Annotated in this window: 23 protein-coding genes and 1 other annotated feature; all 23 genes read left to right on the top strand. The window is 37.4% G+C overall.

Features of this window, described 5'->3' with window-relative positions:
- The first annotated feature begins 408 nt into the window (after positions 1-408).
- Entirely contained in the window at positions 409-1,329 is a 921-nt protein-coding gene (gene spoIIGA / locus FCI53_RS01160; RefSeq protein ID WP_138414995.1) for a sigma-E processing peptidase SpoIIGA, read from the top strand.
- 26 nt (positions 1,330-1,355) lie between these two features.
- Positions 1,356-2,075, top strand: coding sequence for an RNA polymerase sporulation sigma factor SigE (gene sigE, locus FCI53_RS01155; RefSeq protein WP_138414993.1), 720 nt, complete (start codon positions 1,356-1,358; stop codon positions 2,073-2,075).
- Positions 2,076-2,208: 133 nt separating this feature from the next.
- Entirely contained in the window at positions 2,209-2,988 is a 780-nt protein-coding gene (gene sigG, locus FCI53_RS01150; protein WP_138414991.1) for an RNA polymerase sporulation sigma factor SigG, read from the top strand.
- A gap of 722 nt (positions 2,989-3,710) precedes the next feature.
- Entirely contained in the window at positions 3,711-3,980 is a 270-nt protein-coding gene (locus FCI53_RS01145) for a YlmC/YmxH family sporulation protein (RefSeq protein WP_138414989.1), read from the top strand.
- A gap of 58 nt (positions 3,981-4,038) precedes the next feature.
- The gene (gene pgeF / locus FCI53_RS01140; protein ID WP_138414987.1) at positions 4,039-4,851 is read left to right on the top strand and encodes a peptidoglycan editing factor PgeF; all 813 of its coding nucleotides are present in this window, start codon (positions 4,039-4,041) and stop codon (positions 4,849-4,851) included.
- 12 nt (positions 4,852-4,863) lie between these two features.
- Positions 4,864-5,544 (top strand): YggS family pyridoxal phosphate-dependent enzyme, encoded by a 681-nt coding sequence (locus FCI53_RS01135; protein ID WP_138414985.1) that lies wholly within the window; start codon positions 4,864-4,866, stop codon positions 5,542-5,544.
- Positions 5,545-5,555: 11 nt separating this feature from the next.
- Positions 5,556-5,978 carry a cell division protein SepF gene (locus FCI53_RS01130; RefSeq protein ID WP_138414983.1) on the top strand — a complete coding sequence of 141 codons (423 nt, stop codon included), beginning with the start codon at positions 5,556-5,558 and terminating at the stop codon, positions 5,976-5,978.
- 16 nt (positions 5,979-5,994) lie between these two features.
- Positions 5,995-6,258 (top strand): YggT family protein, encoded by a 264-nt coding sequence (locus FCI53_RS01125; RefSeq protein ID WP_138414981.1) that lies wholly within the window; start codon positions 5,995-5,997, stop codon positions 6,256-6,258.
- A 57-nt stretch (positions 6,259-6,315) separates the two neighbouring features.
- Positions 6,316-7,089: a YlmH family RNA-binding protein gene (locus tag FCI53_RS01120; protein WP_138414979.1), complete on the top strand. Its 774-nt coding sequence runs from the start codon at positions 6,316-6,318 to the stop codon at positions 7,087-7,089.
- A gap of 103 nt (positions 7,090-7,192) precedes the next feature.
- Complete coding sequence (locus FCI53_RS01115; RefSeq protein WP_138414977.1) at positions 7,193-7,711, top strand: DivIVA domain-containing protein; 519 nt, start codon at positions 7,193-7,195, stop codon at positions 7,709-7,711.
- A 71-nt stretch (positions 7,712-7,782) separates the two neighbouring features.
- Positions 7,783-8,022 (top strand) — a binding site (T-box leader).
- 145 nt (positions 8,023-8,167) lie between these two features.
- Positions 8,168-10,927 carry an isoleucine--tRNA ligase gene (ileS, locus tag FCI53_RS01110; RefSeq protein ID WP_138414975.1) on the top strand — a complete coding sequence of 920 codons (2,760 nt, stop codon included), beginning with the start codon at positions 8,168-8,170 and terminating at the stop codon, positions 10,925-10,927.
- Positions 10,928-11,640: 713 nt separating this feature from the next.
- A complete protein-coding gene (gene lspA, locus FCI53_RS01105; RefSeq protein WP_138414973.1) occupies positions 11,641-12,108 on the top strand; it encodes a signal peptidase II in 468 nt (155 codons plus the stop codon).
- On the top strand, positions 12,105-13,016 hold the full coding sequence (locus FCI53_RS01100) for an RluA family pseudouridine synthase (RefSeq protein ID WP_138414971.1): 912 nt from the start codon (positions 12,105-12,107) through the stop codon (positions 13,014-13,016). Before lspA ends, FCI53_RS01100 begins: the two co-directional genes overlap by 4 nt.
- 175 nt (positions 13,017-13,191) lie before the next feature.
- On the top strand, positions 13,192-13,734 hold the full coding sequence (gene pyrR, locus FCI53_RS01095) for a bifunctional pyr operon transcriptional regulator/uracil phosphoribosyltransferase PyrR (protein WP_138414969.1): 543 nt from the start codon (positions 13,192-13,194) through the stop codon (positions 13,732-13,734).
- Positions 13,735-14,050: 316 nt separating this feature from the next.
- Positions 14,051-15,439, top strand: coding sequence for a solute carrier family 23 protein (locus FCI53_RS01090; protein WP_138414967.1), 1,389 nt, complete (start codon positions 14,051-14,053; stop codon positions 15,437-15,439).
- 67 nt (positions 15,440-15,506) lie between these two features.
- Positions 15,507-16,439 (top strand): aspartate carbamoyltransferase catalytic subunit, encoded by a 933-nt coding sequence (locus tag FCI53_RS01085; RefSeq protein ID WP_138414965.1) that lies wholly within the window; start codon positions 15,507-15,509, stop codon positions 16,437-16,439.
- The gene (locus FCI53_RS01080; RefSeq protein ID WP_138414963.1) at positions 16,399-17,697 is read left to right on the top strand and encodes a dihydroorotase; all 1,299 of its coding nucleotides are present in this window, start codon (positions 16,399-16,401) and stop codon (positions 17,695-17,697) included. The genes FCI53_RS01085 and FCI53_RS01080 overlap by 41 nt, the downstream gene beginning before the upstream one ends.
- Positions 17,672-18,787, top strand: a complete 1,116-nt coding sequence (locus FCI53_RS01075; protein WP_138414961.1) for a carbamoyl phosphate synthase small subunit — start codon at positions 17,672-17,674, stop codon at positions 18,785-18,787. The genes FCI53_RS01080 and FCI53_RS01075 overlap by 26 nt, the downstream gene beginning before the upstream one ends.
- Positions 18,766-21,966, top strand: coding sequence for a carbamoyl-phosphate synthase large subunit (gene carB / locus FCI53_RS01070; protein ID WP_138414959.1), 3,201 nt, complete (start codon positions 18,766-18,768; stop codon positions 21,964-21,966). The genes FCI53_RS01075 and carB overlap by 22 nt, the downstream gene beginning before the upstream one ends.
- Positions 21,966-22,736: a dihydroorotate dehydrogenase electron transfer subunit gene (locus FCI53_RS01065; protein ID WP_138414957.1), complete on the top strand. Its 771-nt coding sequence runs from the start codon at positions 21,966-21,968 to the stop codon at positions 22,734-22,736. Before carB ends, FCI53_RS01065 begins: the two co-directional genes overlap by 1 nt.
- Entirely contained in the window at positions 22,733-23,668 is a 936-nt protein-coding gene (locus FCI53_RS01060) for a dihydroorotate dehydrogenase (RefSeq protein WP_138414955.1), read from the top strand. Before FCI53_RS01065 ends, FCI53_RS01060 begins: the two co-directional genes overlap by 4 nt.
- Positions 23,643-24,356, top strand: coding sequence for an orotidine-5'-phosphate decarboxylase (pyrF, locus tag FCI53_RS01055; RefSeq protein ID WP_246049977.1), 714 nt, complete (start codon positions 23,643-23,645; stop codon positions 24,354-24,356). The genes FCI53_RS01060 and pyrF overlap by 26 nt, the downstream gene beginning before the upstream one ends.
- Entirely contained in the window at positions 24,340-24,969 is a 630-nt protein-coding gene (pyrE, locus tag FCI53_RS01050; RefSeq protein ID WP_138414951.1) for an orotate phosphoribosyltransferase, read from the top strand. The genes pyrF and pyrE overlap by 17 nt, the downstream gene beginning before the upstream one ends.
- The last annotated feature ends 132 nt before the right edge of the window (positions 24,970-25,101 follow it).

Raw genomic sequence — 25,101 nt, 5'->3', positions numbered from 1 at the left:
CACGAGCCGAAGATCCCGCAGTGTATAAAGGACCACAGGCTAAGGGCGCCACAGACACGCGAGCAACGCCTTCGTGACCAACATCCTGTTGGCCCAGGCCGTTCCCATGGAAAGCGTAGTATTCTGTCGGAACGATCGTATAATACATATTAAAATCAGACGGAAAGAACACAAATAAATTAAAGTTATATCGTATAATACAGCTTACATGCAACAACCTCGTACGCCCTATTCTATGTTTTTTCAACCTAAGTATGAATCATTAAAGATAATATTTCACTGTATGACAAATTCACTAATAAGTTGTGAAAATTAGTTGTTTTGTTAGCACAAAATGTGACAGACTTCTGACATTTGATTGGTTATACTGTGTATAAATCATTTCTTGATGATGAAAGGGAGAACAAAGTGACAATATATCTTGACGCTGTATGGCTATTAAATTTCTTTTTAGATTGGATGATTCTTTTATTAGTTCAATCAATTACTAGGAACAATGCACAAAAATGGAGAGTTTTGCTTGGGGCTATGGTAGCGTCTCTATTAGTTCCTATTGCTTTGTTTGCTCCTGAATCATTTGTCATAACAACTTTTGGTAAAGCACTCTATTCATTGGTGATTGTTTTAGCGGCATTTGGTTTTATAAACTTTCGTCAATTTGTGCATCATCTACTTTCATTTTATTTTGTATCATTTGCACTTGGAGGTGGGCTAATTGCAATACATTTTTTCCTAGGAAATCAGTTATCAGTTAATAATGGTGGTATCTTAACATTTCAAACTGGTTATGGTGACCAGTTGAGTTGGTTGTTTGTGTTGTTTGGATTCCCTTTTATTTGGTGGTTTACAAAATCTAGGATGGACAAGCAAGCATTAGAAACATTTCGCTATGATCAACTATACCAAGTGACAATCAGAATAAAAGGAAAAAGTTTTTCTACCATGGGATATATGGATAGTGGTAACCAATTGGTTGATCCTATTTCTCGCAAACCAGTTATCATATGTGATCAAACGTTTATGTCTAATTGGTTTACGAGAGAGGAATGGAATCAGTTACAACATGCACAAGAGCACTTATCATTTGAATCGCTCCCAGATAGTATTGGGGATGCAATTCAAATTGTCCCTTATCAAGGTGTTGATGGTAATCGTACCTTCATGATTGTATTGAAGCCGGATGAATTATTAGTAAATGATGAAAACAATCAACTGACAATAAAAAAGGTATTGGTAGGTTTGCAATTTGGAGATCTCGCACCAGATGGTAGCTATCATTGTTTATTACATCCAACTATTTATAAACAGTCCGTAGCGACTTCCGCTTAATAAAGAGACAAAAAGGAGAGGTTTAAATGAGACAATGGAAGTTGAAAATTCAATTATGGTGGTACAAAGTATTATTTAAACTTGGGTACAAAACGGACGAAATTTATTATATTGGTGGTAGTGAAGCGTTACCGCCACCCTTATCAAAAGAAGAAGAACAAGAACTGCTTAAACGGTTACCTGTAGGCGACAAAGCAGCAAGAGCAATGTTAATTGAGAGAAATCTACGATTAGTAGTTTATATTGCTAGAAAGTTTGAAAATACTGGAATCAATATTGAAGATTTAATTAGTATTGGAACAATCGGGTTAATTAAAGCAATTAATACCTTTAACCCAGAAAAGAAAATTAAGTTAGCTACATATGCATCACGGTGTATTGAAAACGAAATATTAATGTATTTAAGAAAAAACAATAAAATTAAGTCTGAAATTTCATTTGATGAACCTCTTAATATTGATTGGGATGGTAATGAATTATTATTATCTGATGTATTAGGTACTGATGATGATATAACCATTAAAGATTTAGAAGCAAATGTTGATAAAAGTTTATTGAAAAAGGCGTTAGAACAATTAAACGATAGAGAAAAACAGATTATGGAATTACGGTTTGGATTAGTTGGCAAAGAAGAAAAAACGCAAAAAGATGTAGCGGATATGTTAGGGATATCTCAGTCCTATATATCTCGATTAGAGAAGAAGATTATTCGACGCCTAAAAAAAGAATTTAATAAAATGGTTTAACCCTTATTGTACAGTGGTTCGGCCTGTTTCGACCTGTTTTAAAACAGGCTATGAGTTAAATGCTTTTGCATAAAACACCCTCTCGATGGTGATACTGTTCCATGAATAGCATCTCCAACCGGGAGGGTAGATCATGACAAGACATAAAGTAGAAATTTGTGGAGTAGATACATCAAAACTACCTGTATTAAAAAATGATGAAATGCGAGAATTATTTAGACGAATGCAAGAAGGTGATGATTCAGCAAGGGAACAGTTAGTCAATGGTAATTTAAGACTTGTATTAAGTGTTATTCAACGCTTTAACAATCGCGGTGAATATGGTGACGATTTATTCCAAGTTGGTTGTATTGGGTTGATGAAATCAATTGATAATTTTGACTTAAGTCAAAATGTTAAATTCTCAACCTATGCTGTTCCTATGATTATTGGTGAAATTAGGAGATATTTAAGAGATAACAACCCAATCCGTGTATCAAGATCCTTGCGAGATATTGCCTACAAAGCATTACAAGTCAGGGAAAAATTAATTAATAAGACGTCAAAAGATCCGACACCAAAAGAAATTGCTGAAGAAATGGATATTCCTCAAGCAGATATTGTATTTGCGATGGATGCAATTCAAGATCCTGTTTCATTATTTGAACCAATCTATAATGATGGTGGTGATCCTATTTACGTTATGGATCAATTGAGTGATGATAAGGATAAGGATTCATTTTGGCTTGATAAATTATCATTAAAAGAAGGAATGTACCGTTTAGATGAACGGGAAAAAATGATTTTAAGTAAACGTTTTTTTCAAGGCAAAACACAAATGGAAGTTGCAGAAGAGATCGGTATTTCCCAAGCACAAGTTTCGAGATTAGAAAAAGCAGCAATTGATGAAATGAATAAAGAAATGTTTGAGTAAGTACACCCCTTTATCTCTATATTATTAGAGGTAAAGGGGTTTTGTTTGCTCTTTTCATATATTAGAGACTATTAGCTGTATTATATGCACTATCTTTGCCTTCTTTCATTCTGATTGAAAACAGTGTAATACTCTCGCTACGGGAGAATACTCCGCTTTCCATGGGCACGGCCTCAGCTAACTTGGTAAAGAAACCCACTTTACCAAGTGGATCTTCAGCTCGTGCTGTTCCCATAGGACAAGGAAGGCTTCGGCAGCGTTACATCGCACGAAGAAAATTGGGCTTTATTTTCGAGGATCTCCGTATTCTGCCTTCGCTAGGTTAATTTTTCTGATTAATGATAAGTGTATGCATGAGAAATCATACGTACAAAAAAAGGTGTTAATATTTTAATTAAGTAATATCAACTCTATATGTTCAACGAATTCTACTTAGCGAAGGAAATACACGGAGACTCTTATGGGACTAGTGGCATCGGTGAGACCCCGCAGTGAGGGACGAACGAGGAGGCTCACCAGCCCCCCATGGAAAGCGTAGTGTATTTCCGTAGCGATCAATTTGCACTCATTTTAATAAGGATGGCGGGAAGTATACCTCGGAGTTTATATTTATTGTGCCAAATGCAAGAGTGGCAGTTATTTTAAAACATTACTTATTTTAAAGGATTATAAGAAAAAAACGAACAACACTGCATATAGTTAGTATAAAGGCAGGTGTTATAATGATTACTCTTACAGAATTACAAATAAAGGATATTATAATGGTGGAAGATGGAAAGAAGTTAGGTAATATTACGGATTTAGAAATTGATGTGGATAAAGGTAAAATCTTACAACTTGTGATAGGAACGAAAGGAAAGATGATGGGGTTGTTTGGTAAGGAAGAGGAAATCGTAATTCCGTGGGAAAATGTAATGACAATTGGTTCAGATGTAATTTTGGTTAAGAAAGAACAAAATCCTAGACTTTATACAGACACAACCAATTATTAATGAATGTAAATAGAAGCAAAATATGGTAGAATAGTGAAAAATGTAAGGGAGGCTCAACATGGATCCTTTTCAACTAAAAGATGAAACAACACTAATGCTTAAGGATTGGATGAATATAGCCCCCCAATTGACGGTGGGGATGACAACTCGTAAAGGTGGTGTCAGTCCAGCACCATTTCATTCAATGAATTTGGGTTATCATGTACCAGATCATGATAAAAATGTAATAAACAACAGACAAATACTAGCAAATTTGCTAAACTTACCATTAGATACTTGGACAATCGGCGAACAAGTACATGGGACAAAGGTCTTCCGTGTTGCGAATGTAGATAGTGGGAAAGGATCCTTGACACATGAGAATGCGATACAAGGTGTGGATGGATTGATAACGAAGGAAACCAATTTATTATGTACCGCTTTATTTGCAGACTGTGTCCCAATTTTTTATTTTGATCCTGTTACAAATTGGATTGGTATTGCCCATGCTGGATGGCGGGGAACCGTTAATGGGATGGCTAAACAAATGGTTGAACAATTGAAAAATCAAGGCGTAGAGGTTCGATCTTTGTTAGTTGCTATTGGTCCGTGTATCTCGCAAGCACATTACGAAGTGGATACGAAGGTTATTCAATCCATACCAGAGACATTAAGTAAAGATACGGTAAAGACGCTAGAAAATGGTCGTTTTTTACTGGATTTACGCCAATTAAATAAACAAGTATTAGTTGACGCTGGAATACCTGAACATCATATCAGTGTAACGGAATATTGTACATATCGTGATGATCATTTATTTTATTCACATCGACGAGACCAGGGGAAAACAGGTCGAATGTTAGGGTTTATAGGCTTTTCAAGTCAAGCTTGAGGGGGGAGAAAGATGGAAGAGATAGCAGATAACCTAGCTACAATTCGCGACAATATCATACAGGCGTGTCAAAGGGCGAACAGAAATCCAGAAGATATAACCATCATTGGTGTAACAAAATATGTTACAATTGAGCGTGCAACCGAGGCGATTGAAACTGGAATTCTTGATTTAGGGGAAAATAGACTAGAAGGATTCTTGCAAAAGTATGAAGCATTATCCAAAAAGGCCACATGGCACTTTATTGGTTCACTTCAGTCTCGGAAGGTTAAAGACATTATTAATAAAATTGATACGATCCATTCATTGGATCGTAAGTCATTGGCAAAAGAAATTAATAAACGGGCGAATCGAGTGATTCCATGTTTTGTGCAAGTGAATGTTAGTGGCGAAGAATCGAAACATGGTTTGCCGTTTGAAGAAGTACATAATTTTATTGATCAACTGAAGAATTATTCCAACATTAAAGTGATAGGCTTAATGACAATGGCCCCATTAACAGAAGATGAACAGGTGATTCGAAATACATTTCGAAACTTAAAGGAATTACGTGACCAAATACAAGTAAACAAGTGGGAACATGCCCCGTGTAATTATCTGTCAATGGGAATGAGCAATGACTATTCAATTGCAATTGAGGAGGGAGCTACCCATATCCGCATTGGTTCAAAATTAGTCGGATCCAATCAATAGAGGTGAAAACAATGAGTTTAAAAAATAAACTGAAAACTTTTTTTACACTAGAAGATGACTTTGAGTATGTCGAGGAAGACGATCAACCTGAGCAGACAACAAGTAAACAAGAACCTTCCGCGCAATCACGACAAAATGTGGTAAGTTTAACAGCTATGCAGACAGCATCTTCCAAAGTTGTTCTTTGTGAGCCTAAAAATTTTAATGAAAGCCAGGAAATAGCTGACCACATTGTCAATCGTCGTGCAGTTGTGATTAATTTGCAACGCGTTGATCGTCCTCAGGCGAAACGGATTGTTGATTTTTTGAGTGGGACCGTTTATGCTGTTTCAGGTGATATGCAAAAATTAGGCTCACAAACATTTCTTTGTACACCAGATAATGTAAATGTATCTGGTACAATTTCAGATTTAATTGAGGAAGAAGATTTATAAAAAAGGTGGTAAATAAATGTCACAGTTATTTAGTCTAATATACTTAGCGATAGAAATATATAGTTTCGCACTAATTGCTTATATCCTAATGTCTTGGTTTCCGGGTGCGAGAGAATCATCGATTGGGACGTTTCTAGCAAGAATATGCGAGCCATATTTAGAACCGTTTAGAAAAATCATTCCTCCACTTGGAATGATTGATATTTCTCCAATCGTTGCTATTCTTGTGTTAAGTTTTGCTCGAACAGGACTACAAGTATTATATGGTATGTTAATTTGATGACTTGGCAAACAGCCAAGTTTTCTTATTCTAATAAGAAATTAACTAGGTGATAAAATGGATATCTATCAACACTTTCGAAAAGAAGAACATGCTTTTATTGATCAAGTGCTTTCATGGCGCGAAGAAGTAGGGAGGAGTTATCGCCCAAAATTAAGTGATTTCTTAGACCCGAGAGAACAAAAAATTTATGAGGCTGTGATAGGTAAAGATGATGATTTTCAATTGGGCTTTTTTGGTGGAAATAATAACTCTGAACGAAAACGTGCGATACTCGCACCCTTTTATGAAGAAATTAATGAAGCCGATTTTAACATTACATTATTGGAGTCGTCATATCCTGTTAAATTTGTCAACTTAGAACATCGGGATGTACTAGGTGCCTTTATGTCAACAGGAATCAAACGGAAAAAGTTAGGGGATTTACTCGTACAAGATGGAATCATACAAATCATTGTTTCATCTGAAATTGAACCTTACGTAAAAATGAATTTAACAGCAATAAAAAAAGCAACCGTTGCATTTGAAGAAAAACCTTTTACGTCCTTGTTAAGATCAAATGAAAAATGGGAATCAAACAGGGTGACTGCTTCATCCCTTCGGTTGGATGCCCTAATCAAAGAAATTTATAATTTATCAAGACAAAATGCGGCTGTTTTTATTCAAAAAGGACTAGTGAAAGTCAATTTCAGAACTGTTGAGCAACCAGCTTTTCAACTAGAAACTGACGATCTAATTTCGCTGCGTGGTAAAGGGAGAAGTAAAATCAAAGAAATTCATGGGCTGAGCAAAAAGGAAAAATGGAAAATAACGGTGCAAAAATTAAAATAATATTACTTATCGTGAAGGATTTTTCCTATTTCTGTCGAATAGATTGCAAATAAGGTCTAATAGTAACAAATATAGTACACAACTTTGTAAGGAGGTGGCCGATGTGCCATTAACACCATTAGATATTCATAACAAGGAATTTACACGAGGATTTCGTGGTTATGATGAGGATGAAGTGAATGAATTTTTGGACCAGGTTATTAAAGACTATGAACTTGTAATCCGTGAAAAAAAGGAATTAAAAGAAAAGGTTGATCAATTAAATGAAAAACTTGGCCATTTTTCAAATATTGAAGAAACGCTAAATAAGTCTATCTTAATTGCCCAAGAAACAGCTGAGGAAGTAAAAGGAAATGCTAACAAGGAATCAAAGCTAATTATTAAGGAAGCTGAAAAGAATGCCGACCGCATAATTAATGAAGCATTGCAAAAATCTCGTCGTATTTCAATTGAAGTAGAAGAATTGAAAAAACAAGCAAAAGTATTCCGTACAAGGCTAAAGATGCTTGTTGAAGCACAGTTAGAAATGGTTGAAAGCAATGATTGGGATGGTCTGTTTGAAATGGATATTGACGCAGATGATGTATCACTAAAAGAAGTATATGAAGAAAATAATGAATGAAAACTTGACGTTTGCTAGTTATTTACATATAATTCAATAATAAAAGCATTTAGATTATAAACAATAGAACGTCAAATACAGTGACAGGGACAGTATAAAGGTAGTTGCTAGCAAAAGCGAATCGGGGATGGTGTAAGCCTGGTGTAGCATACTTTTAGAAAATCACCCTTGAGTATCCATTTTGAAAAACAAGCTGAGTAGAATTGGACGAATCATTCACGTTACGAATGTTAAGTGGACAAGGTATAGAGTATTGTGTATTGTATGCCATGTCTACAAGGGTGGTACCACGAGTCCTTCTCGTCCCTTGCGGATGAGAGGGGCTTTTTTGTGTTCCAAAATCCAATAGTTGTGACAAACGCTGTTAAAGGGTTAATTGTTATTTTATTGACTGTTATATTGTCTACCGTAGTTGAAAACAACTTTGTAAAATAAAGATAAATAGGAGGAAATTGCATGGATTATAAACAAACTTTATTAATGCCACAAACAAAATTTCCAATGCGTGGTAATTTGCCGAATAAAGAACCGAAAATGCAAGAGCATTGGGATGAAGTAAATATTTATGAACAGGTACAAAAACGAACTGAAGGGAGACCGTTATTCGTATTACATGATGGGCCTCCTTATGCAAATGGCGATCTACATATGGGTCATGCGTTAAATAAAATTCTTAAAGATTTTATTGTTCGTTACAAATCAATGGCAGGTTTTCATGCACCATATGTTCCAGGGTGGGATACACATGGTTTACCAATCGAACAAGCACTAGCGAAAAAGAAAGTCAATCGTAAAAAAATGTCTGTTGCAGAGTTTAGACAAAAATGTGCGGAATATGCGTTAAAGCAAGTAGATAATCAGCGTACACAATTCAAACAACTAGGTGTTCGTGGTGACTGGGATAATCCTTATATTACACTTACAAACGATTATGAAGCAGCACAAATTAAAGTGTTCGGAGACATGGCTAAAAAAGGATATATTTATAAGGGGCTAAAGCCAGTTAATTGGTCTCCATCATCTGAATCAGCATTAGCGGAAGCTGAAATTGAGTATCAAGATAAACGATCTCCTTCCATTTATGTTGGCTTTGATGTAAAAGATGGAAAAGGGTTATTAGATGGAGATGAGAAGTTCGTTATTTGGACAACAACTCCATGGACTATTCCTGCAAACTTAGCGATTAGCCTCCACCCTGATCTTGAATATTCAGTAGTAAAAGTAAATGACGCTAAATATATTGTGGCTAGTGATTTATTAGAAACTGTTTCAGAGGGATTAGGATGGGAGAATAAAGAAGTAACCAAAACCTTCAAAGGACAAGAAGCAGAGCATCTAGTAGCACAACACCCATTATATGACCGTGATTCATTAATTATTTTAGGAGATCATGTCACTACTGAGGGTGGTACAGGCCTTGTTCATACGGCACCAGGACATGGGGAAGATGACTTTATCGTTGGAAAACACTATGGTTTAGATGTATTATGTCCAGTCGATGAAAAAGGTGTGTTCACAGATGAAGCACCAGGATTTGAAGGCTTATTCTATGATACGGCCAATAAAGAAATTACACAAAAGCTAGAAGAGAATGGCTCATTATTAAAATTGGAATTTATTACACACTCTTATCCACATGATTGGAGAACAAAGAAACCGACTATCTTCCGTGCGACAAATCAATGGTTTGCATCGATCAAAGACTTTAGAGAAGATATCTTAAAAGAGATTAATCGGATCGAATGGTATCCGAAATGGGGAGAAACGCGTCTATATAACATGGTACGTGACCGTGAAGATTGGTGTATTTCTCGTCAGCGTACATGGGGGGTTCCAATCCCTGTGTTTTATGGCGAAGATCGCACACCAATTATTACCGATGAAACAATCGATCATGTTGCAGACTTGTTCAAGCAACATGGTTCAAATATTTGGTTTGAATGGGATGCAAAAGATTTATTACCAGAAGGTTTCACATCTGAACATAGTCCTAATGGAACGTTTACAAAAGAAATGGATATTATGGATGTATGGTTTGATTCCGGTTCCTCTCACCAAGGTGTTTTAGAAGGGAGAACAGAACTTCAGCGTCCAGCTGATGTTTATTTGGAAGGATCTGACCAATATCGTGGATGGTTTAATTCATCCATTTCGACAGCTGTTGCCGTAACTGGTAGGTCTCCTTATGAGACGATTATTAGCCATGGTTTTGCTTTAGATGGAAAAGGACGTAAAATGAGTAAGTCTGTTGGAAATGTTGTTGTACCTTCTAAGGTGATGAAGCAATACGGAGCAGACATCTTACGGTTATGGGTAGCATCTGTTGATTATCAAGCCGATGTACGTATTTCTGATGATATTATTAAGCAAACGTCTGAAGGGTACCGAAAAATTAGAAATACGTTCCGATTTATGTTAGGTAACTTGCATGATTTTGACCCAACTACCAATGCGGTTCAAGAACAAGATTTACAAGAAGTGGATCGTTACATGCTACTTAAGTTACAAGAGTTAATTCAGAAAGTAACAGATGCATATGATCGTTATGATTTTTCAACTGTTTACAATACGATCCATAACTTCTGTACGATTGAATTGAGTTCTTTCTATCTTGATTTTGCTAAAGACGTTGTCTATATCGAAAGTGCAGAAAATATTCGCCGTCGTAGTATTCAAACTGTCTACCATGAGATTATTACATCATTAGTGAAATTATTATCACCAATTCTTTCACATACAGCCGATGAAGTGTGGAGTTATATTCCAGGCGTCGAAGAAGAAAGTGTACAGTTAACGGATATGCCTGTAGCGAGAGAGATCACGGGTTCTGAACAACTAAAAGCAAAATGGGATCATTTCTTTGAAGTAAGAGATGATATTCTTAAAGCGTTAGAAGAAGCTCGTAGTGAAAAAGTGATTGGTAAATCATTAGAAGCAAGCGTTAAAGTGAGTACGAACAATCAACAAACAAAAGATTTATTAGCTTCAATCGAACATATTCATCAATTGTTAATTGTATCAAGTTTTGAATTAGTCGATGAAGATGCAAATGCAAAATCCTATGAACATGTTTCCGTTTCTGTTGCAAAACACGATGGGGAGAAATGTGAACGTTGCTGGACATCATCTCATACTGTCGGAAACAATGAAAACTATCCAGAACTATGCACTCGCTGTGCAGACATAGTAGAAGAACACTATTCACACGTAGAATAATCAAAAAACAACTACCTCTTTAATCGATGAGGTAGTTGTTTTTATATTGACACATTTGCTATATTATACGACATAACCTTCGTAATTTTGCTCTCTACCATTCTGATTGAAATAAGAAATATACCACGCTGCAGAATACTCCGCTTTCCATGGGCACGGCCTCGGGCCAACACGATGTTGGTCACGCAGGCGTTGCTCGCGTGTCTGTGGCGATCTTAGCCTGTGTTCCTTTATTCACTGTGGATCTTCACCTCGTGCTGTTCCCATAGGACAAGGAAGGCTTCGGCAGCGTTACATCGCACGAAGAAAATTGTCTTTATTTTCGAGGAGTCTCCGTATTCTGCCTTCGCTAGGCTTAGTTCTCTGATTAATAGTAAATGTAATACGAAATAATTTCAAAAAATAGCAATGTTAACGCGACTTAACAAAAAGGTATATTTGATATTTTTTAAGTAATGCTCTATAAAACTTCAGATCACTGGAATAAGCGTAGTGTATTTCCGCAGCGATCTATTAGCACTCATCATATATAGGAAGTTGCAAGTTATGTCGTATAATATAGCTTTTATGCAGTAAATGAAATTTTTAACTAACAGCAAAACATCAATAAATATAACAATTTGCTCATTGTGAATGAAATACATTTTCTTTTCTAATTCGTTTTATGATAAAATGCTATAGAACATAGAACGATAATGAACGGGGGAAGATAAATGCTATACTATGTAATAGCATTCGTAATAGTACTGGTTGATCAACTGACAAAGTGGTGGATAGACACATCGATGGAACTACATCAGAAGATTCCAGTAATCGAAAATTTCTTTTACATAACATCCCATCGCAATACAGGTGCTGCATGGGGGATTCTATCCGGACAAATGGGCTTTTTTTACATTATTACGACAATTGTTATTGCTGTTGTCGTCTATTACATGTGGAAATATGCGAAAGAAAGTAAGTTAATGGGTTGGTCGTTAGCTTTTATACTCGGTGGTGCAGTTGGAAACTTTATTGATCGTATTTTTCGCAAACAGGTTGTTGATTTTTTCGATTTTTACTTTGGAGATTATAGTTATCCCATTTTTAATGTGGCAGATTCGGCTCTTGTTGTCGGAGTTATATTAATGCTTATCGTTACGTTTATCGATGAGAAACAGAAAGGAAGTTCAAAAGCATGACCATACATCATCATATCGTACAACTAGACGAAAAAGGATTACGAATTGATAAGGTACTTGCAAACCTAAATGAAGAAGCATCAAGGTCACAAGTGCAAATGTGGATAAAAGAAGGTTTAGTAAAAGTTAATGATGAAATAGTAAAAAACAAACACAAATGTCAAGAAAATGAAATTATTACATGGGAGATCCCGGAGCCTGAAGAGCTAGATTTAGTTCCAGAAGATTTGCCTATTGAGATTATTTATGAAGATAGTGATGTCCTGGTTGTTAATAAACCAAGAGGGATGGTCGTGCATCCATCTGCGGGGCACGGACGAGGGACACTTGTCAATGGTTTATTATTCCATTGTGATGATTTATCGAGCATTAATGGTGTCATTCGCCCTGGTATCGTTCATCGAATTGATAAAGATACAAGTGGTTTATTAATGGTTGCTAAAAATGATGTTGCGCATGTTTCATTAGTCGAACAGTTAAAGGCCAAGACAGTTAAACGATCCTACCAAGCCATTGTACATGGTGATATCTCGCATGAATATGGGACGGTTGATGCGCCAATTGGAAGAGATCCTAATGATCGACAAAAGATGGCAGTTGTAGATGGTGGTAGACAGGCTGTTACTCACTTTGAGGTAATCAAGCGCTTTGGGGATTATACCCATATTAAATGTGTGCTTGAAACAGGCAGAACACATCAAATTCGTGTTCATATGCAATATATTGGTTATCCATTAGCAGGAGACCCAAAATATGGTCCAAGAAAATCACTAGATATTGATGGACAAGCCTTACATGCTGCTGTAATTGGCTTTGAACACCCCAAAACAAAAGAATGGTTAGAGTTTGAAAAACAAGCACCAGAAGATTTTAAAACTTTGTTATCTCAATTAGAAAAAAAGAGTTGACATTTATATCATTATTTGAAATAATTATTTTAAGAATTAAATAAGCCCTTTAAACACAGTCCCGTGAGGCTGGAAAGGATACGGATGATTATCAGGATACGTATGTAAAAATCCCTTTTCCTACACGGAAAAGGGATTTTTATTAGGGTGAATTTGTCCGAGAGGAGGATTGGCAATGGAGAAAAAAGCGACAGTATTGGATGAAGCTGCAATTAGAAGGGCAATGACTCGAGTTGCACACGAGATTTTAGAAAAAAATAAAGGTGTTGAAGGATTAGTGCTTGTGGGTGTGAAAACAAGAGGAATTCCATTGGCAACACGCCTTAGAGACAAAATTGCTGAAATTGAAGGTGTTGAAGTCCCATTAGGTGAACTTGATATTACATTATATAGAGATGACTTGACTCATGTTATGTCAAATCATGAACCTAATCTTAAAGAAACAAACATTGAGGAAAACATCGAAGGTAAAACCATCGTTCTTGTGGATGATGTGTTGTTTACGGGCCGTACAGTAAGAGCTGCGATGGATGCAATTATTGATCAAGGAAGGCCATCACAAATTCAGTTAGCAGTATTAGTTGATCGAGGTCACCGGGAATTACCAATAAGAGCGGATTTTATAGGTAAGAACATACCAACATCAAGGGATGAAGTAGTTGTTGTTAAACTCGATGAAATCGATCAACAAGATCAAGTAAGTATATTTGAACAATAACATATTGACCTTTAACTAAGTCCAGAGAGGCTTAAAAGGTCGCCATTAGGATACGTGTATCTAAGAACACGTCTGCCTCTTTGCGACCTTTGCAAAGAGGCTTTTTTTATATAAAAAGCGAAGACGACTGATCAGGTCCGACTGGATAAGCAAGACGCCGGAATGTGTCATGGTTTACGACACATGTAGGTGAATTGCTTATAGCAGCGAGGACCTAGGAGTCGTAGCTAGATTAATAAAAAGCGAAGACGACTGCCAGGTCCGACTGGATAAGCGATTAATAGAATTAATAGAAAAATAAAAGGGGAGAAATAATATGTCAGACAAAAAGACGGTATTAGATATTCATGATGTACCAAATCTTTCAAAATGGATCATCTTTAGCATTCAACATTTATTCGCAATGTTTGGTGCAACGATTTTAGTACCAGCTTTAACAGGACTTTCACCAGCAGTAGCACTTGTTTCTAGTGGTACGGGAACATTAGCTTATTTACTGATAACACGAGGGAAAATTCCAGCTTATTTAGGTTCCAGTTTTGCATTTATTTATCCGGTGCAAATGGCAATGCTTAGTCAAGAAAGTGGCATTCCTGGAGCAATGGTCGGTAGTATGCTTGCAGGATTGGTTTATGGAATACTTGCTTTATTAATTGGGGCTTTTGGTTTGAACTGGTTAATGAAAATTTTACCACCAGTTGTTGTCGGTCCGATTATTATCGTAATTGGAATAGGGCTTGCACCAACTGCCGTAGATATGGCTATGAATGTCGATGGGTCTTATAGCGGAACACATTTTTCTGTTGCATTAGTTACATTAGCTATCACAGTTATAGGCTCACTTTTTTTTAAAGGTTTTTTTGGACTTATCCCAATTTTAATCGGAATTATCGGTGGTTACCTTTTCGGGCTATTGCAAGGAATTGTGGATACATCAAATGTACAAACAGCATGGTCAAATATCGTTAATGCCAATTCTGTAGGTGAGGTTTTTGGGGCAATCTTCTTAGTTCCTGATTTTGTTGTACCTTTTGTACACTATTCCCCATTTGAGATTATTAGTTGGGAAATTGCTGCAATTATGGTTCCTGTTGCAGCAGTAACAATTGCTGAACATATTGGTGACCAAATGGTGTTATCAAAGGTAGCGAGTCGTAATTTTATCAAAGAGCCTGGACTTCATCGCTCGATTCTTGGTGATGGGGTAGCGACCATGATTGCTTCTTTCTTGGGTGGACCACCAAACACAACATATGGTGAAAACATTGGTGTATTAGCAATTACTAGAGTGTTTAGTGTGTTTGTCATTGGCGGTGCAGCTGTGATTGCAATTTTCTTCGGATTTATCGGAATTGTTACGGAACTAATCGCTTCTATACCTCCTGCTGTAATGGGTGGGGTTTCCATCTTGCTTTTCGGTATTATTGCTTCAAGTGGTTTAAGAATGTTAGTGGATAACCAAGTAGATCTAGAAGAAAAACGTAATCTTATTATAACTTCTGTGATTTTAGTGATTGGAATTGGCGGTGCAATGCTCCGTTTTAATGTAGGGGGAGTTTCCGTTGAGATTGCTGGGATGGCCTTAGCGGCGATTGTCGGTGTCGTATTGAATCTTATCTTACCAGGAAAAGAGTCTGGCTTTGGAAATGGAAATATGTTTGAAACGAATAGAGAGATGGAGCCAGACGAAGATTTGGCATCATAATGCAGATCTAAAAGGACTGTTCGATTACACTCGTTTCGGGTCAGTCCTTACCTTTAGGAGGGAGATTATGAAAAACTTTGTATCAATAAAACATTTATCAAAGCATGAACTCTTACAACTTATTAAACTGTCAGACGATATCCAACGAAATGGGATTGATAGGTTTCCTAAACAGTTATTTGCTGCCAATTTATTTTTTGAACCAAGTACACGTACGAAAATGAGTTTTGTAGTTGCCGAACGAACATTGGGAATGGAAGTGCTGGATTTCATGAGTGAGCGTTCAAGTGTGCAAAAAGGTGAAAGCTTATATGATACTGCTAAAACTTTTGAGTCACTAGGTACATCACTTTTGGTTGTAAGACATCCAAAAGATGACGTAATTCAGGAATTGTCCGAACAGCTATCCATTCCGGTTGTAAATGCAGGAGATGGAAAAGGGGAACATCCGACACAATGCTTACTAGATCTTTTAACCATTTATCAAGAATTTCAAAAATTTTCTGGATTAAAAGTGGCGATAGTCGGAGACATCAAGCATAGCCGGGTAGCTAAGTCGAATGCATACGCGCTTAGCACATTAGGAGCACAGGTATTTCTCTCATCAAAACATGAATGGCAGGATCACTCTTTACCTTATCCTTATATGGATATTGATGATGCAGTAGAGCAATGTGATGTGGTGATGTTACTTCGTATTCAACATGAAAGGCACCACAAGCATTTAACCTTGAACAACCAAGATTATCTACAAAAATACGGATTAACACAAGAACGAGAGAAAAGAATGCCCCCACATGCGATTATTTTACACCCAGCTCCAGTTAATCGAGGAGTTGAAATTGATAGTGCACTTGTTGAATGTGCTAGATCAAGAATTTTTAAACAAATGAGTAATGGTGTATCTGCAAGGATGGCAATTATTTATCGATTATTACAAGATGGAGGGATTCATACTCATGCGAACAATATTAACGAACGCAGTGCAATTAGTAGATAATCAATTGGAAGCCTGTGAGATTTCTATTCAAGACGGCATCATTGAAGAAATCGGTGAAGGCTTATCCAAACATGGTGCAAAAGTGATGGATTGTAATGGAAATCTCGTCGTACCAGGTTTTATCGATGTCCATGTTCATCTAAGGGAACCGGGAGGAGAGGCAAAGGAAACAATTGAGACAGGAACAAGGGCGGCAGCTAAGGGTGGTTTTACTACTGTATGTGCGATGCCGAATACAAATCCAGTGCCAGATAATCATGAGACTTTAGATAACATAAAGAAAAAAATAGAGGATACAGCACATGTAAGAGTTTTACCATATGCTTCGATTACGAAAGGATTGTCTGGGGAGTTCTTGTCAGACATGGAGGCATTAACAGAAGCAGGCGCCTTCGCATTTACAGACGATGGGGTTGGCATTCAAACAGCAGACCAAATGCTTCAGGCAATGATAAAAGCAGCACAATTAAACATGCCAGTAGTAGCCCATTGTGAAGATAACTCACTCATACATGATGGTGTCGTTCATGATGGAATCACGAGCGATCGCCTGCAAGTTCCTGGCATACCGTCTGTTTGCGAATCGGTTCAAATTGCTCGAGATGTTTTGTTGGCAGAGGCGACTGGGTGTCATTACCATGTCTGTCATGTTAGTACGAAAGAATCGGTCCGTGTGATAAGAGATGCAAAAACTGCTGGAATTCCTGTCACGGCAGAAGTTACTCCACATCATTTAGTGTTAAATGAAGAAGCGGTTGTGACAGATGATGGGAACTTTAAAATGAATCCACCACTTCGCGCTAAAGAGGACCAACAAGCATTGTTAGAAGGTTTACTAGATGGAACAATCGATTTCATTGCAACAGATCACGCGCCACATACTGAAGATGAAAAGTCTAAAGGGTTAATAGATGCCCCATTTGGAATTGTAGGTTTTGAGACAGCTTTTTCTTTACTACATACGCATCTTGTTAAGACAGGAAAAGTTACATTACAACAATTAATTGATTGGATGACGATCAAGCCAGCTTTGGCTTTTGGTTTACCATATGGTCAATTAAAGCCAGGAGTTACTGCGGATATAACGATCATCGATCTTGAGAAAGAGACGGTAATTAATAAAAATAGTTTTTATTCAAAGGGAAAAAATACCCCGTTTGATCACTGGAAGGTAACAGGCGTACCAGTAATGACAATGGTTGCAGGAAGAATTGCTTTTGAGGAGGATTATTATGAAAAAACGACAGCTCGTGCTTGAAGATGGGACAACATTTGTGGGAACAGCATTTGGAAGTAGAGAGGCAAGTGTAGGTGAAGTGGTTTTTAATACTGGAATGACAGGCTATCAAGAAATTTTATCTGATCCGTCCTATTGTGGACAAATTGTAACGATGACGTATCCACTAATAGGAAACTATGGAATCAATCGAGATGATTTTGAAACGATTACCCCTTCAATTCATGGGTTAATCGTTAAAGAGGTATGCGATACACCATCAAACTTTCGCAACGAAGAAACACTAGATAGTTACTTAAAGGCAAACAACATACCTGGTATAGCTGGAATTGACACAAGAAAACTCACAAGGATTATTCGAAAACATGGAACAATGAAAGCAGTGTTTACGTCTATAGATGATTCAATAGAGGGGGCATTAGCAACAATCGCTAGAACTCCAGTTATAACCAATCAAGTAGAACAAGTCTCAACTGTCAAGCCATACGTTGTTCCAGGTCGTGGCCATCGTATCGTTTTAGTTGACTTTGGGATGAAACATGGCATTTTAAGAGAATTAACCAAAAGAAATTGTCATATTACGGTAGTGCCTTATCATTATTCAGCTGAAAGCATTCTTCGGTTAAAGCCTGATGGTGTGATGCTTACTAACGGACCTGGGGACCCTAAATCCGTTCAAGAGGCAATTGAAATGATCAAAGATATTGTAAAAAAAGTCCCAATCTTTGGAATTTGTTTAGGCCATCAATTACTTGCGCTTGCTTGTGGAGCAGATACAGAAAAGCTAACTTTTGGTCATCGTGGGTCCAACCATCCTGTAAAGGACTTGATTGTCAATAAAACGTATATGACCTCACAAAATCATGGATATGCGGTTACTAGAGAGTCATTACAAAAAACAGATTTACAATTGACACAAGTAGCATTAAATGACCAAACGGTGGAAGGCATTCAACATAAAAAATTCCCTGCCTTTTCCGTCCAATATCATCCAGAAAGTTCACCAGGTCCGGAGGATACGAACCAACTATTTGATCAGTTTTTGACTACGATCAATATGCATCAAACTACAACGAAGGAGGAGACGACATGCCTAAGCGTACAGATATAAATAAAATACTTGTTATTGGATCAGGTCCAATCGTGATTGGACAGGCAGCAGAGTTTGATTACTCGGGAACCCAAGCTTGCCAATCATTAAAAGAAGAGGGATATACGGTCATCTTAGCAAACTCGAATCCAGCCACGATTATGACGGATCATACAATCGCAGACACGGTTTATATGGAACCGTTAACCGTGGATTTCTTATGTAAGATTATTCGAAAAGAACGCCCTGATGCAATTTTACCAACACTAGGGGGGCAAACAGGTCTTAATCTTGCGGTGGAAATTGAGGCGACAGGTATTTTAGAAGAATGTAACACAGAATTATTAGGCACCTCCTTAGATGCTATTCAGCGGGCAGAAGATCGTGAAAAATTTCGAACATTAATGAATGAATTGGATGAACCAGTACCGGAAAGTACGATCGTTACCACTACGGATCAAGCTTTAAGGTTTGCTGAACAAATTGGTTATCCACTAATTGTAAGGCCTGCCTATACACTTGGTGGAACCGGTGGGGGAATGTGTTACAACGAAGCAGAATTAAAAGAGATTACCCGTAATGGTCTATCCTTATCGCCAGTGAATCAATGTTTAATAGAGAAAAATATTGCTGGTTTCAAGGAAATTGAATATGAAGTGATGCGAGACCAACATGATCAAGCAATTGTTGTTTGTAACATGGAGAACATCGATCCGGTTGGGATACATACAGGGGATTCTATTGTTACAGCTCCATCACAAACCTTAAGTGACCGAGAGTATCAAATGCTAAGAAATGCATCCCTAAAAATTATTCGAGCATTAAAAATTGAGGGTGGGTGTAATGTTCAGTTAGCGTTAGATCCAAATAGTTTTAATTATTACATTATTGAAGTGAATCCGAGGGTAAGCAGATCATCAGCTCTTGCTTCGAAAGCTACTGGATATCCAATTGCTAAGATAGCAGCTAAAATATCGGTTGGTTTAACATTGGATGAAATTATTAATCCAATCACGGGAACAACTTATGCTTGTTATGAGCCTGCACTAGACTATGTTGTAACCAAACTACCTCGTTTTCCTTTTGATAAATTTACAACGGGTAACCGAACACTTGGTACACAAATGAAAGCAACTGGTGAGGTCATGGCGATCGGTCGTACGTTTGAAGAGTCTCTTCTTAAAGGGGTACGCTCCGTTGATATTAGTTCTGAAGATTTATGGATACCGAATTTAACAGACCTTTCTCAAGAACAGTTAAAACACAGACTAGTCACACCAGATGATGAACGGATTTATATTCTTGCTGAAGCATTACGACGCAGGTTTACAGTGGAGGACTTGCACGAGTTGACCAAGATTGATCGTTATTTTTTAAGGAAATTAGAGAAAATAATAGACTTGGAGCAAAAGCTTTCCGAACATAATCAATCGATAGAATTGTTAAAACTAGCAAAAGAAATGGGTTTTTCAGATACACAAATAGCAAGAATATGGAATATGCCAGTGGACGACGTTTATGCATTACGTCAAGCACAAAAAGTCCAACCTGTATACAAAATGGTCGATACATGTGCGGCTGAATTTGAGTCGGAAACACCTTATTTCTATAGTACGTATGAAGAAGAAAATGAATCGATTGTAACAAGTCGGTCAAAAGTTCTTGTTCTAGGGTCTGGACCTATCCGGATTGGTCAAGGAATTGAATTCGATTATGCAACCGTTCATTCCGTACTTGCATTAAAAGAAGCAGGTTATGAAGCGATCATTATGAATAATAATCCTGAAACAGTTTCAACTGATTTTAGTGTTTCCGATAAATTATACTTCGAACCGCTAACATTGGAAGATGTGATGCACGTTATAGAATTAGAAAAACCAATTGGCGTGATCGTTCAATTTGGTGGTCAAACAGCTATCAATCTAGCAGAAGGTCTCCAACGAAGAGGTGTTACAATTTTAGGAACCTCACTTGAAGCAATCGATCAAGCGGAGGATCGTGATAAATTTGAACAGCTTTTAGGTGAATTAAATATTTTACAACCACAAGGAAAAAGTGTTCGAAGGTTGGACCAAGCGATTGATGCTGCGAATGACATTGGTTATCCAGTATTAGTGCGTCCTTCTTATGTCATTGGTGGTAGTCAAATGGAAATCGTCTATAATGATGAAGAGTTAGACAGTTATTTAGTCAAGACAAATAACACGAAACATAAGCACCCAGTATTAATTGATAAATATTTAACAGGTATTGAAGTAGAAGTTGACGCAATAAGTGATGGTGAAACAACCATCATCCCTGGCATTATGGAACATATTGAACGTGCAGGGGTACATTCAGGTGATTCGATCGCTGTCTACCCAACCCAACGAATTAGTGAAACGATGAAACAACAATGTGTGGACATGACATTAAAAATTGCATCAAAGTTACAAGTCAAAGGGCTACTTAATATTCAGTTTGTCATCCATCATAATCAAGTCTATGTCTTAGAAGTAAATCCTAGAGCAAGTAGAACAATTCCATTTTTAAGTAAAATTACTGGAGTGACAATGGCAAAGATTGCAACAAATTGCATTCTAGGACAGTCTCTAGCAGAAATGGGATATAAAAATGGCGTATTAGCAGAACCTGATCACGTTTCTGTAAAAGTACCAGTATTCTCATTTGAGAAATTGCGTAGTGTGGACACAATGTTAGGACCTGAAATGAAATCAACTGGTGAAGCAATTGGGCGTGATAAAACATTAGAAAAAGCATTATATAAAGGCTTGATCGCATCAGGGGTGAAAATTCCAATGGAAGGTGCTGTTTTATTGACAGTTGCAGATAAAGATAAACAAGAAATGCTAGATATTGCCAAAAGATTTTATCAATTAGGTTTTCAATTATATGCAACAGAAGGAACAGCAGCTTTTGTGAATCAACATGATTTGCCTGTTACAGCCGTAGGGAAGGTTGATGCTGAGGGGAAAAATGTACTGTCTATTATAGAACAGGGAGAGGTTCAATTTGTTGTTAATACACTGACCTCTGGAAGGCAACCACGCTCCGATGGATTTAGAATTAGAAGAGAAGCGGTGGAACATGGCCTTGCTTGTTTAACAAGTCTAGATACGGCTGAGGCGATTTTAAATGTAATCGATTCGACAACATTTACTGCAAGACCAGTTGTAGAAAGAAAGGCTGTTGTTTTGTAATGAAAAAGAAAATAGTGGAAGTTACTAAGGTAGAGACTATTGCACAGGACACGATCGAGATGACATTAGCGGCACCAGGTATTACAACAGGTATACAACCAGGACAGTTTGTTCATATCAATGTTGGCAGTAACAGTTCACATCTACTAAGAAGACCAATATCGATTGCGGATGTTGATTTAATGGAACAGACAGTGACGATTATTTTTAAAGTAGTTGGATCAGGTACTGCACAATTAGGACAATACAAGGTTGGCGAACGGTTAGAAGTGCTGCTCCCATGTGGAACGGGCTATCCTATAGATTCGATCAATATGTCGAAGGCTTTATTAATAGGGGGAGGGATTGGTGTTCCCCCGCTTTATTACTTAGGAAAAAAATTAGCAGACCAAGGTATTGAGGTTATTTCCATTTTAGGATTCCAATCAAGTTCCAATGTATTTTATGAATCAAAATTTAACCAACTTGGAGATTGTCATGTCGTAACAGATGATGGCACATATGGGTATAAAGGATATGTAACAGATGTAGTTGATCAACTCTCTTTGAAATATGATTATTACTTTTCATGTGGACCAACGGGAATGTTGCAAGCCGTCACAAACAAATTGGCATATCAAGATGGATATATTTCAATTGAACAACGAATGGGGTGTGGAATTGGCGCTTGCTATGCCTGCGTTGTTCCAACAAATGATGGAACAAATGGCTTTAAAAAAATATGCAAAGATGGACCAGTGTTTCGAGCGAATGAGGTGGTATTAAGATGAATTTACAAACAAGACTGCCAGGGTTAGATTTAAAGAATCCAGTCATGCCAGCATCTGGTTGCTTTGGGTTTGGTCGTGAATTTAGTGAACTGTTCGACTTAAATCAACTTGGAGCAATCATCATTAAAGCTGCTACGAAAGAGGAGCGCTATGGAAATCTCACACCAAGGGTTGCGGAAACATCATCAGGTATGCTGAATGCAATTGGCCTACAAAACCCAGGTGTTGAACGCATTATCGACGAAGAACTATCCAATTTACGATCGTATGATGTACCGGTTATAGCAAATGTGGCGGGTAGTACAGTTAGTGAATATATCGAAGTTACAAAGGTATTGACAAGCAAAGCGAAAGTCGATGCGATTGAACTAAATATTTCATGTCCGAATGTGAAACAGGGAGGGATCCAATTTGGGACAAATCCAGAATTAGCTAGTGAAGTGACGTACCATGTCAAACAAGCAAGTGGGAATGTCCCTGTTTATGTCAAATTATCACCAAATGTAGCAGATATCGTTGGTATGGCTAAGGCTGTAGAGAATGCTGGAGCGGATGGATTAACGATGATTAATACATTAACAGGGATGCAGATTAGCCTAGAAAATCGTACCCCTGTTCTTGCGAATAAGACTGGTGGTTTATCTGGTCCTGCAATTAAGCCAATTGCGATCCGAATGATTTATGATGTCTATCAGCATGTGTCGGTCCCAATTATTGGTATGGGGGGGATTATGACTGCCGAGGATGTGCTTGAATTTTTGTTAGCAGGAGCAAACGCTGTTGCAATTGGTACAGCTAATTTTCATAATCCAACTGTATGTCCAGAAGTAATTCAGGCATTACCTCATGTTTTAAACAAATATGGATTCTCTTCGGTTGAGGATGCTGTTGGAAAGGGGCATGAACATGAAACCAATCTTTCTCGCGCTTGATTTCCCAAATTGGTTCCAAACAGATACTTTCATTAAGAAGCATCAATTACAAGGAGTCCCTGTTAAAGTGGGAATGGAATTATTTTATAAAGAAGGGCCTATAGTGATCGAAAAGTTAAAAGAGAACAATCATCCAATTTTTTTAGATTTAAAACTGTATGATATTCCTACAACGGTAAAAAATGCAATGTGTAATTTAGCTACACTTGGGGTGGATGTGGTGAATGTTCATGCATTCGGTGGTCGTGAAATGATTCATGCTGCTAAAGAAGGACTAATTCAAGGTACCAGTCAAGGGTTACCGCCGAAATTAATAGCGGTGACGGTTTTAACTTCAATGGATACTTGTACTCTTCAGGAAGATTTACAAGTTAAATCAAGCATAAATGATACGGTTCAGCATTTAGCTAAGTTAACCAAAGACAGTGGTGGAGATGGGGTCGTTTGTTCTGTTCATGAGGTCCCAAACATTAAGGACCATTGTGGAACAGACTTTTGGACGATAACTCCTGGCATACGCTTAACAAACACTAGTACAAATGATCAGAAAAGAGTGGCAACACCCGGATTGGCAAAGGAATATGGAACAGATGCGCTTGTAATAGGAAGAAGCGTCACAAGTGCCATAGATCCGCGTGAAGCCTATCAAAAAGCAGAGAAGGAGTGGTTACATGTTAAGAAAGCGTGAAATTGCAAATGATTTATATGCGATTGAAGCAGTCCAAATTGATTCTAATGCTCCTTTTACATGGACATCAGGCATTCAGTCACCTATTTATTGTGATAATCGATTGACAATGTCTTATCCAAAAATTCGAGAAAAAATTGCAGAAGCATTTATCGAGTTAATCAATCGATTAGATGAAAAGCCAGATGTAATTGCAGGATGTGCCACTGCCGGTATACCACATGCTGCGTGGATAGCAGAGAAAACAGGTTTACCGATGGTTTATGTGCGATCAAAACCAAAGGAACATGGAAAAGGCAATCAAATTGAAGGTGAGATTGTACCAGGGCAAAATGTTGTAGTGATAGAAGACTTAATATCAACTGGTGGATCTTCTTTAAACGCGGCACTAGCATTACAACAGGAAGGTGCGAACATTCTTGGTGTTTTAGCGATTTTTAGTTATGGGTTAACACAAGCTAGCGAAGCCTTTAATAGAGAGGGTTTGTCAATGCAAAGCCTAACAAACTTTGATGTGTTGTTAGACGAATTAGTTATAGCAGAAAAACTAACGACCGAGGAACAGCAACAATTGCTTACTTGGCGAGACGGTTTGTTTAAGCAATTAACATAATTTCCAGCTAAGCATAAGTTAATCACGCATTAGTTTACTTTTATATTCAAATTCATTGACATGCTATTTATTGAAGATTACCTGCATAGTATCTATATAATATGACATAACTGCATATGACTTCTGTCCATT

Source organism: Aquibacillus sediminis (assembly GCF_005870085.1).
In the GTDB taxonomy this organism is placed as follows: domain Bacteria; phylum Bacillota; class Bacilli; order Bacillales; family Amphibacillaceae; genus Aquibacillus_E; species Aquibacillus_E sediminis.
Note: the sequence above shows the minus strand (reverse complement) of the source record. Positions and strands in the feature narration are given on the sequence as shown.